Genomic DNA, 12,803 nt, shown 5'->3' with positions numbered 1-12,803 from the left:
AATCAGAAAAGAAAAAATGGAAAAAGACAAGTGAAAAACCTAATCTAACGCTTGATATCAAGGAATTCAAAAAAAGTCAATTGTTAGAAATGTAGGTCAAGTTTACTATGAAAAGAGAAAAGTAGCTCATATACGCATAAAAGGAGAAGAAGAAATGGTAGCGAAATTGATCTATGAAAATCCGCTGAATCAAGCAGCAGATATTCAACACTTTATTGCTGAAGGAGAGCCCAAAATTACTTTCCAAGACGGGATGATTCTGGCGAATACGTATTCTGAAGAATCAAACAAACAACCACATTTTGTTTTATGGCTGCCTCAACAATTTCCAGCGGACCTACGAATCACCTGGCAGTTTCAACCACTGGCTGAACCAGGCTTATGTATGCTCTTTTTTGCAGCAACCAATCGCAAGGGTGGCTCGATCTTCGATTCTGGAGTACCCAAACGAACCGGAGCATATCCCGAGTATCATTCTGGAGGGATCGATGCTTACCACCTTTCTTATTTTCGAAGAAAGTATGAGGAGGAACGGGCGTTTGAAACGTGTAATTTGCGCAAAAGCCATGGGTTTCATCTGGTCGCCCAAGGCGCAGATCCACTTCCGAGTGTAGCAGATGCCCGAGGGTTTTATCACCTAAGAATCGATAAGGTAGGTGCAACGATTTCCTTTTGGATCAACGACTTATTGGTGTTAAGGTACCTTGATGAGGAACAGTTTGGTCCCGTATTAACCAAAGGAGCGATCGGATTTCGGCAAATGGCGCCACTGAAGGCCCGCTATAAAGACTTAAAGGTATATTCCTTAGAGGAGGAACGGTGATGAATTGGCAGAAAGCATATCAAGCAGCAGATTTTGTCTTTTATTGTTTGCTGATAAATGTAACCGTTATTATAGGTGCACTAGTAGGTGGGATCATCTTTGGACTGGCGCCTAGCGTACAAGCAGGATTCCACGTAGCAAAGAAAACCCTTAAACAGGAATCGCCGCCTTTTTTTCAAACGTTCTTTGGGTATTACCGCAGGAACTTTTGGCGATCGAATCGCTTGGGCTTACCGATCATTCTCTTTTATTTGTGCCCCATGGTGGTGATCCAGCAAGGATTTTTAGCGGCATTGACTCAAACAGGCTTGATCCTATTGATCGTTAGCCAATGCGTCGCGATCGCTGTGATCAATACATTGCATAGCATGTACGAATATTATGTGCTCCCAACGAAGAAGTACCTAGGCGCTTCGCTACGCTTTCTTTTTTTTCAACCTATTGGCACCTTTTTAGGCGTCCTTTGGTTTGGGATTTGTAGTACGATCAGCTTTTTTCTCCCCGGTCTCCTTCCTTTTTTAAGTATTGGGATGTGGATCATTGGCACAATGGGGATTTACTTGAAATTATTTGATGAAAATGAACAAAAGCTAAAGCAACAAAACGATGCAGTTCAACCTGCAGAGAGGGAAGAGGAGGAGATCGAACATGGCATTGAAATGGCTCAAAAATAAACCTAAGGGAAAACGTGGGCTGAGTTTTGGGTATCCATGGGAAAAAGGGGCTTTACAACCTGAGGTTCTAAGGGAGGAACTGTTTTTGCTGGGGGAGGAGCCGCTGCAAACGAAAGTACTGGCTTACTGGCCAGATGGCAGTGTGAAATGGACAGGACACAGTGGTCTGGTGGCAGAAACGACGCAGTTACTTTTTCAAAGAAAACAGCGTGTCCAGAAGAAACAGGCGATTGCTAGGGAAGCTTACAACGGTATTTATTTTGACAACGGTACGATCAAAGGCTTCTTCCCGAAACATGGGGAAGGGAAAAATGTATTGGACTGGGTAGCGGTCAATGGGCAGAAAAAATTGCAAGATCTTCACGCAATCCTGCAATACCAAAACAAAAAGGTGCAGTCCAAAGTAACGGACTTGATGTTGGAAGAAAATGGTTCCGAGAAAGCCGTTATCAAAGTATCGGGCGTCATTGAGATCAATCAAGAAGTGGTGCAAGAGTTTATTTTACGGTTCCGTATCTTTCGCGAAATCAGCAAATTGGAAATCATTCATACGGTCATTATCATCAAACCACTTGTTTATGAAGGCATGGGGATAGCATTTGATTATGCGTTCACAGGTGAAAATTGGAATCGACAAGTCAAATTTATTGCAGATGCTGTGTATCATGAAGCGGCGCAATTGTTACTTTCACGGCGACACTATCAGCAAAACATTCCCTATCAAGAACAAGCCAGTGGCCAGCTCGTTTCATTGACCCCAGCGGACGAGCCGATGCTGTCTCATGCGGTGGAAAATGCTATTTGGGACAATTTTCGGGTCAATCAAATCAATCATCGGTCATTTGAATTAGAAAAACAGACCGAAGCTGGGTACTGTTGGTTGCCCATTGGGGATGGCGAGCATTATTCAGGTACCTTTTACGCTGGGGGAGAAACCGGCGGCGTTGCTTGCAGCATGGAGAAATTTTGGGAAAAAGCACCATCTGCGATCGAGGTGACAGGCATCACCCAAAAAGAAACCCAAATCACGATGTGGCAGTGGTCACCGAATGCCAAGCCAATGGATTTTCAGCACTATTCCAAACGGGATCATATGCTTAGCGGATACGAAGGAATGGAAGAGATTCGTTCGACCGCAGTTGGTGTAGCAAATACGACGCGTTGTTGGTTGGATCTATATGAAGAAGCCCCGTCAGAAGAAGTGTTGCTGGGCTTAGCTCAAGAAAACCAAGAACCTGCCCAGATCGTTTCATTGCCAGAGCGTTATCAAGAGACGAAGGTTTTTGGCAGGATCAGTTTACCAGATGAATCAACGAAAACGAAACAGTTGCTGGAGCAACAATTGGCTGAGATGCGTCAATTCTATTTAGCAGAAGTCCAACAAAGAAGTTGGTATGGCTATTGGAACTATGGTGATGTCATGCATACCTATGATCAGTTTCGACACCAATGGCGCTACGATCTTGGTGGGTACGCTTGGCAAAACACTGAATTGGTCCCTAACATGTGGCTTTGGCTAGATTTCTTACGGACTGGTGATCCAAGCGTCTACTATCTGGCTGAAAGCATGACGAGACATACTTCAGAAGTCGATCAGTATCATGCTGGTGAATACAAAGGATTAGGGTCACGGCATAATGTCGTTCATTGGGGCTGCCAAGCAAAAGAAGTTCGAATTTCAATGGCGGGTCTCCATCGCTACTACTACTATTTGACAGCGGATGAACGCATTGGGGAGATTATGGAACAAGTCAAAGACAATGAAACCTATGCTTTTGATGCGTTACCACCGATGCGCGAGTTTTATGAACGAGAAACGAAGCGGATACCGATTCGCATCGGACCAGATTGGGCTGCGCTAGTCTCGAACTGGTTTACCCAGTGGGAACGGACGAATGATCCTGTTTACCTTGAAAAAATTCGCACGGGCATCACCTGCATCAAAGCCATGCCCCAGCGCCTATTGTCTGGTCCCACAGTGTTATTTGATCCACAAGACAAAACCTTATCTTATATGGGAACTGGGAATTTTGGCGGCTATCACATGGTCATCTCCTTTGGGGCGCCGCAAGTTTGGTTAGAACTTGCTCAAGTGCTGGAAGACCCCGAGTGGACAGAGATGTTAGGGGAGTTTGGCTGGTTTTATAGCTTGAGTCCTGAGAGAAAAGCAGAAGAATCAAACGGGGGACTGACGGAACCTCATTTTGCCTGGCCAATGTTTGCGTCGACGATGATGGCCTTTGCTGGGCGAGTGCGTAACGATCAAGCAATCAGTCAAAGGGCTTGGCAGTTATTGCTTGATAATGACAAATCGGGTGTTCCATTGCCGATCGAAGCGACCATTGAAGCAGCGACAACGTGGAAAAAAATAAAAGAAATGCCGTGGGTATCGACCAATGTGTTGTCACAGTGGGGTCTAAATACGATTTGTTGTTTAGCACTGATCGGAGCGGAGTTAGAGGAGGAGAATGAATGGAAACAACAATAAAAAAAGTGCCGAAAACGAAAGAGCAATGGGGGAGTTTTCTCAACCATTTTAAACAAAATAAATGGCTCTATATTTTGACGATTCCCGGGATCATCTATTTTGCAGTATTTCGTTATGCACCGATGTATGGGTTGATCATTGCTTTCAAAGATTATGTGCCTTTTTTAGGAATCGCAGATAGTCCATGGGTCGGAACACAAAATTTTATGGATTTCTTCAATAATCCTGATTTCTTTCGGATCTTGTGGAACACGTTGATGATTGCCTTTTTAAACATCTTCTTTTCGTTTCCAGCACCCATCTTTTTGGCACTGTTACTGAATGAATTGCGCAACAAGCTGTTTCAGCGGACCATTCAAACCTTCGTCTATGTACCACATTTTCTTTCATGGACGATCGTCGTTAGTCTTTGGCATATCTTATTCAACATCGATCATGGAGCGATCACTCAATTTATCGCTTCGTTGACAGGCGTTGAAATCGACTTTCTCTCAGACCCGCAATGGTTCCGCCCCATGATCGTAATGCAATCGATTTGGAAAGAGATCGGTTGGGGGACCATTATTTATTTAGCTGCCTTATCAGGTGTGGATCAGGAACAATACGAAGCCGCGATCATGGATGGTGCAGGACGTTTTCGTCGTGTGTGGCACATCACTTTGCCTGCGATTCGTTCGACGATCATCATTATGCTGATCATGCGGATCGGGTCGATTTTGTCTACTGGGTTTGATCAGATTTTCTTGATGACCAATCAGTTGAACCGAACAGTAGCAGATGTTTTTGATACGTATGTGTATATGATGGGGATCACCAATGGCGCTTACAGTTACTCAACAGCCGTCGGATTATTTAAATCGATCGTTGGGATCATCCTCGTACTTTGTACCAATAAATTAGCGAAACGCTTTGGCGAAAGCGGCTTATACTAAGGAGGAAAAAGATGGATACTTTACACAATACGAAGGCAGGGAAAATATTTGACATTTTTAATGCGCTATTTTTGGCATTGATTGGGTTATTCATGGTGATTCCTTTTATTTATGTGATCGCCGGTTCATTTGCTACGGAGTTAGAATTGACCACACGTTCGTTTTTCTTATGGCCAAATGAGATCAGTCTCGACTCCTATCGCTTTATTTTTTCAACCAACACCTTTATCCGTAGTTTGCTTGTAACGGTCGGCGTTACCATCGTTGGCACGCTGGTGCAGCTTTTCTGTACCTTCACCTTTGCCTATCCTTTATCACGCAAGCACCTAAAAGGACGGAACACCTTGTTGAATCTCGTGATTTTTGCAATGCTCTTTTCAGGTGGGATGATCCCAACGTTTATCGTGGTGAAAAATTTAGGACTGATCAATTCTTATTGGGCATTGATTTTGCCAATCGCGATCAATCCGTTCAACTTAATGATCATCAAAAACTTTTTCCAAGAAATGCCGATCGAGTTGGAAGAATCCGCCAAGATGGACGGCTGTACGGAACTAGGGATCTTATGGAAAATCATTTTGCCTTTATCAAAACCAGTGATCGCGACCTTCACCCTTTTTTACGCCGTTGGTATCTGGAACGACTTCATGAGTGGATTGCTCTATATCAACGATTCAGCAAAATGGCCGATTCAGTTATTGTTAAGACAGATCACGATGGCCTCCAGTGGTGCCAATGCGTTAGCAAGTATGGACCCAAACTATGTGCCGCCTGAACAAGGAATCAAATTTGCAGTCATCATTGTGGCGACTTTGCCAATTTTGATCTTCTATCCGTTTTTGCAAAAACATTTTGCCAAAGGAATGCTGATTGGATCCGTCAAAGGATGATACACTTCAATAGTTGTGGATAGGTTGTCATGCGTTTTTTCGCATGACAATTTGTTACATAAAATCTATTACAAGGGTGTTTGGGAATGAAGTACTTTAAAACAGGCGGTTTTCATCGAAAACTGCAGCTAGCCAGTCTATGGATCGTCGTGCCGCTATTAGCCGTTGCAATCTTTTTGCATGCCTATTTGATCGGACCATTACAACGATCGTATCAAGAACTAAATAATCGCCAAGTCGAAGGAATCGTTAGTAACATCAACCAACAGTTCTCGCAGCTGGAAGTGACTTTAAGCGTTTGGGGGCAATCGTTTCAAAGGCGCTACCAAGAAGATTTATTGGAAACGACAAATTATCAGACGCTGATCCAGCTGTCGGAAGAATTGTTTTATTTAACAAATAGCTCCAATTATGTCAATCGAATCGGTATTTATTCACTAGGCGAGACGCCTTTTGGGATTGAAAGTGGCGGCACGTATGAATTAACGCTCGAGCAAACCAAAACAGCATTTGAACGCTATCGGATCGATAATGGTAGGCAGTACCAGTGGAAGATCATTGAAGAAGAGGATGAATTGATTTTTGTACAAAACATTGATAGCCAAGGCGAAGATCAGCCTAAAATTTTTTTAGTTGCAACGATCGACGAGCAATCATTATTAAAGTATTTTTATGATACCCAAATTGAAAATGGACTCGCAGCGATTTCCTTTAATCATGAGAGTTTTCGTTTTATTGGCGATCAGAACTTAGCAAATGTTATCCAACCACTGAGTGAAGAGCATCAAGGAACCTGGGTCGAATCGATCAATGGCAATGATTATAGCATGATCGCCGTAAACAGTACGCGGCTCAACCAAATATGGACCTTTTATACCGTTGTTCCCTTAGCATTGATTACCGAGCCAGTCACTCATTTGGCTAGAGTGCTGATCGTCGTAAGTATTCTTTTTATTGCTTGTGTGGCAGTCATGAGTCTCTTTTTAGCCAAAAAACAATACCAACCTTTTGAAAAAACAATGGATCAGCTCTTTGGTAATACCCAATGGAAAAAAGAAAACGATCTGGAGTTTTTGGTGGACCGTTGGCAACAATTAAGTCGTGAAAAAGGATTGTTACAAAATCAGGCGGAACGCTTTCAAGATTCGCTGAAGCGACAAGTGATCCAACATTTGATGGAAGGGTATTATGGCTATTTGTCAGAGGAAGAATCGCAACAATTACTGCAGCAAAAAAACTGGCGCTTAAGTGACCCAGGGTATCGCTTGTTTTATTTCCAACTCAATGATCTATTAAGCAATCAAGCAAATTCCCAAGATGAAACCCATATTTTGTTTGCGCTAGAAAACATTATAACGGATGTCACAGCCATGTTTTTCCCTGAATCAACCATCGTTTCTTCAAATGAAGGACGGATTTTGGTTTTTGTGGTCAATCAAGAGCAACAACTGACAGATTACTTCACGATGGTCACCAAGCAAATCAATTTGATCGTCTGCCGTTATGTCACCATCGTTAGTTCGCAACAAGAAACAGAGATTCGCAAGTTGCCTGAAGTTGCCCAACGTCTCAAAAAGCAAATCCATCTGCAACGGTTGATTTCCGAAAATCAAGTGCTTCAAGGAGAGAAAATGCGCCCACTGCCGAAGTATTCTCTTTCGCAAGAAAATTTGATTTTAACAGCGCTGAAAAGTGGCTATCATGAAGAATTGCAACGAAGTCTCCAGCGGTTTTTAGAACAGGTCGTGGCAGAAAACAATCAACAGGCTGCGGTGATCTATGTGGTCAATCGACTGTACGATCAAGTCGATTACCTTTTAAATGAAAATGGGGTCTCACGAACGGATTATGTATCGAAAACGGTTGTGTTAGAGCGAATCGAACGACTTTTAGCCATCAATCAGATCCAAGCCTTTTTGTACCATCATTTCTTAAAACCCGTCTCCATCCTCTGGCAAGAAAATGTCGCTAATTCTTATAGTGAAATGATCCAAAAAGTAGCGGAGTACATCCATTCTGATTTTCGCAATGAACAAATTTCGTTAGAATACGTTGCGGATCGTTTCGAAGTAGACCCAATCTTTTTGAGTAAGGAGTTCAAGCGTGCCAAGCAGGTCAACTTTATTGATTATTTAACCAATGTTCGCATCGTAGAAGCAAAACGGCAGTTGCTCGAAACTGATCACCAAATCAATGAAATTGCAGAAAACCTTGGGTATAATCCCAGTTACTTCAATCGTTTATTTAAAAAGTGCACGGGAATGACCCCAGGACAATATCGAAAAGGTCAGAGCTGATCACTGTTGGTTGCTGCGGAAAAGCTCGTATTTTCGCAGCTTTTGCTCTGATTTTTCCATGTTTTCGTCAGCAAATGTTTTGTATAATAGAAAAGAAAGCGATTTCCAATGCAGCTTATGTTCAGCAAGAAAACCAGTGGACTTGTCGAAGCTGTTGGAAATCTGATAGTAAATAGATGGAGGAAGAAAAGAAATGAAAATCGTTCTAGGCGGAGATTCAACCGTGGCGGATTATCCCCTTGATCAACAGCCAATGATGGGCTGGGGACAAGCTTTACCAAGCTATCTGTCCCCAGAAGTAGACGTACACAATTTTGCGAAAAACGGCAGTACGACTCGTTCGTTTATCGAAGAAGGGTTGTTTAAGCAGCTCCTGCAAGAAGTCGAACCGAATACAGTCGTCCTACTGCAATTTGGACATAATGACCAAAAAGAGAAAAATCATGTCACGATGGAGGCGTACATTGCTCATTTGACAGACATGATCCGTCAAATCAAAGAAAAAGCAGGAATCCCGATCCTGTGTACACCTGTTGAACGACGTGTAGGGGAAGAGGGACGACTGGCGCATACGTTGTCAGCGTTTTTATCGGTCTTAAGAGAACTTAGTCGAACGGAAGAAGTGGATTTGTTTGATTTAAATCGCTATACCTATCATTATTATGACACATTAGGACTAGAAGCTTCCAAAGCGCTCTTTGTTTGGTTAGCACCGGATGAGCACCCCAATTATCCTGCAGGTCTCGCAGATGATACCCACTTTTCAAAGGTCGGGGCGCATATGATCGCTCGCTATGTAGCGATTCGTTTACAGGCGTTTTTCCATGAGCAACCACTGTTTCCTGATATTTATTACGGCGCCTGCATGTATCCAGAAGTCTGGTCGGAAGAAATCATGCAAAGTGATAGTCAAACGATGAAAACGTTGGGCATGAATTTTGCTAGAATTGGGGAATTCATGTGGCGTGACTTGGAGCCTCAACCTGGAGAATATGATTTTGCGTTGTTGGAACGTGCGCTAGAACAGTACCAAGCAAATGGCATCGATGTTTGCTTATGTATTCCAACGCCAACTCCGCCCCGCTGGTTTACAAAACAGTACCCAGAAGCTTTAATCACTAATCAAGATGGGACGAAGATGCATCATGGCTCAAGACAGCATGTCTGTACCAACAACGAGGACTTTCGCCGCTATGCCTATCGTTTGACGAGAAAAATCGCTGAGATTGCCGAAAAACATGAAAATGTCGTTATGTTGCAATTGGACAATGAGTTTAAATGTCATGTCGATCTATGTTACTGTACGACGTGCCAAACGCGTTGGCATACGTATTTAAAAGACAACTATCAATCCGTGACCAACCTCAACGAGTGTTGGGGCACGAAGGTGTGGAGTGAGTGGTATGACGCATTTGAGGATGTCGTCTTGCCACTAACGACCCCGTTTTTGCATAATTCTTCCCTGATGAATGCCTTTCGCCGCTTTACCACCGATACGTTGAATGAGTTTGCGCATGATCTTTGTCATTTTATCCGAATGGAGACCGCGTTACCCATTACCCATAACTCCGCTTTTGGTTTTAACTTGCAAAATGATGAGCTATTTGCTGATTTAGATATTGCCGGTTTTGATACGTATGCACCGGCAGACAACTACCCAGCGTATACGATGAACTTGGATCGTTGGCGGAATGTCAAACCGCGCAACAAAGAAATGTTATTGTTAGAAACTTGTACTGCCAATGCTGGTCATATTGAAAATTATGCGACTCCTCGTCCTCATGGGTTTGTCACAAGTGAAGCGTTCATTGGCTATGCTGGTCATTTGAAATCCTTCTGCTTTTGGCATTTTCGTGGACATCGCTATGGTGTGGAGCAACCCCATAGTGCCGTGTTAACTGCTTGGGGAGAGCCAGATTGTGGGTATGAAGAGGTAGTTCGGATTGGCGAACTAAGACAACAGATCGCACCACTTTTAGCGGAAACGAAGTATGTATCGGCAAAAATAGCCATTATCTACTCGGATTACTCGAAACGTTTTTACACGATCGATCATGGGGGTGTTTATGATTATCGCAGCCTGTTTACCGAATTTTACGGCAGTCTGATTCGCCAAGGGATTCGTGTAGAAATCATTCAAGAAAATAGTCCGTTAGAAGAGTATGATGTTGTTCTTGCCCCATTTGTTCGTTGGATCAGTCCTACCTTGTTGAAAAAATTTGCCGCCTTTACTGAAGCAGGAGGTAAGCTGATTTTAGGCCCGATGACGGGGGATCGGACCAAAGAGCTGGCGTGGCCAGCGACAAATGGCTTAGATCGTTTAGGAGAATGGCTCGGGTTTGACGAAATCCAGCAATTTACGGTGAAAGGACTGACTTATCAGCTAACCTATGACGGCCTAAAAGAACCTTTGGATCATTTGGTCACAGTTTTTCATTGCCCAGAAGATTGGGAAACGATCGGACGAGGGAATGACCAAACGCTACTAGCTAAGAAACAACTGGCTCAAGGAGAGATCATCTATTTAGGTGCGCTACCTAGCAATTTAACAGACAGTTTGATATGGCAGTCGTTTTGTCACAAAGAACTTTTCCCTTATGAATCAGAGCGCCTGTTGATCAAATGTTCGGAAGGTGTGATGAAGTATCGCCGAGAGTCAGCGACCCATGTCCAACTCTGGATCAGTAACTTAGGGATGACGACAGCTGACTTTACCTTACATCTCCCCGGTTTCGAACGCTTATCAGGTGAAGCGCTGGCGCGGGGTAACCATAGGTTAGAACCTTATGAAAATTTGATTATTGAATGGGAAAAAACAGTAGAAAGCGAGGAGTCAGATGATTCATTTAGCCATCCGAGGGCATGACCTCTCAGGAGAATATACACCCAAGCAGCTAGCACAAGCGGTAGGAGCAAAGAAAATAAGAAACGTTCAGTTTGCCTTGAATGCGTCTTTTCCAGACCTAAGTGCTCCTGAAAAAATGAGTCCAGGTATGGGGACCTTCTTCAAGAATGAATTCCAAGAACAAGGCGTTCAAATCGCTTTGTTAAGTTGTTATAGTAACTTGATTCATCCCGAACCAGAGGAACGAGAGAAAATCTTACAGAAATTTGAGCGCTACTTATTCCATGCCCGTTATTTTGGTGCCAGCATGGTGGCTTCAGAAACAGGCTCAGTCATTGCCGCGCTGGGATATAGCGAAGAGAATTTTTCGGATGAGGTTTTTGAAGACTTGATCCATGTGATCCAGCGACTCGTTCGAGTAGGAGAAAAACATAAAACCATGGTAGGGATCGAAGCAGGAATGAATCATCCGTTGTATTCGAATCAGCGCATCGCCGAGCTGATTGAACGTGTTCCTTCTGATTATCTAGGGATCATTTACGATCCAACGAATTTGATCACCGCAAAAACGGCTGCTGATCAAGTTGCATTGGTAGAAGAAGCGTTTACTCTTTTTGGCGAGAAAATCGTCTGCTTGCACCTAAAGGATTTTCAACTCTCGAGAGAAGAAGTGATCCCTGTCCCGTTAGGTGAAGGACAAATACGGTATCCAGAAATTTTACAGCTTCTGATCAAACACAAGCCATACTGTTACGTGGTGTTAGAAGAAACAAAAGACGCTGGGATCGATCGTGCGGTGGCGTTGATTGAAGGCTTAGATTTAAAAAATTAGCTGGGTGCTTTTGTAAATGATTGTTTAAGAGAACACGGGAGTGATTTTCTTGTTTTCTTCAAAGACGCTGACATTAATGCAAACTTTTATCGAGCATAGAAAAGTTGTTTATGGTGAGATTTCATCTAAACAGCTTTTTTATTTTCATAAAAACAGAAAATATGATGCAAGGTTTGTTATTATAGAATAAAAAGAAAGCATTTTAGAGTGTTGCATTCGGATAATAGATCAAATGGAAAAGGATTTAACAATTACGAGACATGAAAAAGAGAGAAAGGAGGGACCAATGGCAAACATGCAAGATGGGGTAATTTTATGTACCAACCTTTGTACGCAAGGTCCGTTGTTGCAAAAGGTTCTCAAATTACCTCTAGTGAGTGTGGGTAGAGTCCTTAGCGATGAAGTATCCTCCGTTTCTGCGGATAATACCTCAGGTGGACAGTTGGCAGCACAGATCTTAATCCAAAATCGTTGTCGCGAGATCCTCTTCGTTAATGGACCAAAGACATTACATTCCGTTCAAGAAAAATCAGCTGGTTTTTATCAAGTGATGGACCAATACCCAGAGATCCATGTTCACGAGGTCATACTCGATTTTGTAAATGTCACGCAAACATCCTTTGATCAACTTTTTCGTCAATGGCCTTCTATCGATGGCATTTTTGAGGCAAGCGATTTTTTGGCAGCCTGCGCTTTAAGTTCCCTTCATTCAGTGGATAAAAAGGTTGGTGAAGCGATTCAAGTGATTGGTTATGAAAACACCAATGTTTGTCTTTGTACTAGCCCTTTGCTTTCGTCCATCGCACGACCTTTAGAGGAGATGGTGGATTGGACGACCCAGCTACTTTTTCAAGAGGTACAAGGAGACAAAACCGCACCAAGACACGTCCTCTTGAAAAATTCATTTGTCCCAAGAGAAACGACTCAATGGAAGTGATGGGAAAAGAAGCAACCGTTTGCAGCTTTCTTTTGATTGTCTTGGGATAGCCGCAATTCTATAATGAAATGGACTGGAATAAATC

9 protein-coding genes are annotated in these 12,803 nt (G+C 43.0%); all 9 read left to right on the top strand.

All coding sequences use genetic code 11. The annotated features are described in order from the left end of the window. Positions 1-154: 154 nt before the first annotated feature. The 9 genes from A5878_RS13225 to A5878_RS13185 all read left to right on the top strand — a co-directional run bounded on the left by A5878_RS13225 (position 155) and on the right by A5878_RS13185 (position 12,718). Positions 155-823 carry a DUF1961 family protein gene (locus tag A5878_RS13225; RefSeq protein WP_060791382.1) on the top strand — a complete coding sequence of 223 codons (669 nt, stop codon included), beginning with the start codon at positions 155-157 and terminating at the stop codon, positions 821-823. Continuing rightward, positions 823-1,497, top strand: a complete 675-nt coding sequence (locus tag A5878_RS13220; protein ID WP_060791381.1) for a YesL family protein — start codon at positions 823-825, stop codon at positions 1,495-1,497. The genes A5878_RS13225 and A5878_RS13220 overlap by 1 nt, the downstream gene beginning before the upstream one ends. Beyond that, a complete protein-coding gene (locus A5878_RS13215; RefSeq protein WP_060791380.1) occupies positions 1,472-3,985 on the top strand; it encodes a hypothetical protein in 2,514 nt (837 codons plus the stop codon). The genes A5878_RS13220 and A5878_RS13215 overlap by 26 nt, the downstream gene beginning before the upstream one ends. Next, positions 3,970-4,917 carry a sugar ABC transporter permease gene (locus A5878_RS13210; RefSeq protein WP_005234199.1) on the top strand — a complete coding sequence of 316 codons (948 nt, stop codon included), beginning with the start codon at positions 3,970-3,972 and terminating at the stop codon, positions 4,915-4,917. The genes A5878_RS13215 and A5878_RS13210 overlap by 16 nt, the downstream gene beginning before the upstream one ends. Positions 4,918-4,928: 11 nt before the next feature. Continuing rightward, a complete protein-coding gene (locus A5878_RS13205) occupies positions 4,929-5,807 on the top strand; it encodes a carbohydrate ABC transporter permease (protein WP_005234200.1) in 879 nt (292 codons plus the stop codon). 86 nt (positions 5,808-5,893) lie between these two features. Continuing rightward, complete coding sequence (locus A5878_RS13200) at positions 5,894-8,104, top strand: helix-turn-helix transcriptional regulator (protein ID WP_060791379.1); 2,211 nt, start codon at positions 5,894-5,896, stop codon at positions 8,102-8,104. Positions 8,105-8,297: 193 nt separating this feature from the next. Beyond that, entirely contained in the window at positions 8,298-10,970 is a 2,673-nt protein-coding gene (locus tag A5878_RS13195; RefSeq protein ID WP_060791378.1) for a beta-galactosidase, read from the top strand. Continuing rightward, on the top strand, positions 10,942-11,781 hold the full coding sequence (locus A5878_RS13190) for a sugar phosphate isomerase/epimerase (protein ID WP_008380772.1): 840 nt from the start codon (positions 10,942-10,944) through the stop codon (positions 11,779-11,781). Before A5878_RS13195 ends, A5878_RS13190 begins: the two co-directional genes overlap by 29 nt. Positions 11,782-12,067: 286 nt before the next feature. After that, complete coding sequence (locus A5878_RS13185; protein WP_256925791.1) at positions 12,068-12,718, top strand: substrate-binding domain-containing protein; 651 nt, start codon at positions 12,068-12,070, stop codon at positions 12,716-12,718. Positions 12,719-12,803 lie beyond the last annotated feature (85 nt).

This window comes from Enterococcus sp. 3G6_DIV0642 (genome assembly GCF_002140635.1).
GTDB classification, from domain to species: Bacteria; Bacillota; Bacilli; order Lactobacillales; family Enterococcaceae; genus Enterococcus_D; species Enterococcus_D casseliflavus.
The sequence above is the reverse complement of the archived record's forward strand: the minus strand, read 5'-3'. Positions and strand labels throughout refer to the sequence as shown.